Source organism: Psychrobacter sp. T6-1, from assembly GCF_052258445.1.
This window is the reverse complement of record NZ_JBQQFC010000681.1, coordinates 1-745: the sequence shown is the minus strand read 5'-3', so window position 1 is coordinate 745 and position 745 is coordinate 1. Positions and strand designations below refer to the sequence as shown.

General features: G+C 40.9%; 1 pseudogene. It reads right to left on the bottom strand.

The annotated features are described in order from the left end of the window. Positions 1-578: pseudogene (locus tag ACTXGO_RS15370) on the bottom strand (NAD-dependent malic enzyme); the annotation flags it as partial. Positions 579-745 lie beyond the last annotated feature (167 nt).

Sequence of the window (745 nt, the reverse complement as noted above, 5' to 3'; positions counted from 1 at the left end):
ACATCTAACAAGATCGGTAGACAATACGCAGGACTAATGCCGCCACAAGCGGTGTACAAAGACAACTTACCGATGGGAATGCCCATACCGCCGATGCCTTGATCGCCTAAGCCCAATATACGCTCGCCATCGGTCACCACGATCACTTTTACTTTTTGTTTGGTGGCATTTTGCAGCATGTCGTCGATTTTGTGGCGCTCAGGATAAGAGATAAATATACCGCGTTTGCGGCGATAAATTTGTGAGAACTTCTCACACGCCTGCCCGACCGTTGGCGTATATATGAGCGGCATCACCTCTTCAATGTGTTGCTCAACTAAATGATGAAATAAGGTTTCGTTGGTATCTTGAATATTACGCAAGTAAATATGCTTATCCATATCACTAGTAAAGGAGCTCATCTGATGATAAGCGCGCAAAGATTGCTCTTCAATGGTTTCAATATTATGGGGTAATAATCCAGTCAAATTAAAGCTATCACGTTCCTCTGAAGAAAAGGCACTACCCTTATTTAGCAACGGTGTTTCTAGTAATATTGGACCTGCAAAGGGAATATATAACGGACGTTTATTTAGCATGATAAAGTCTTCTTATTAAAAATTTATGAGGGTATAAATGGAGTATTTAAACGAACAGTGATGATTGAGCTATAGTCGATACCAAATAAAACAGATACATCGTATTATGGCGCAAGATTGAAATAATTTTTTCTTGCGTGCTGTGCCTACGCCGCTCGATGCTGCAA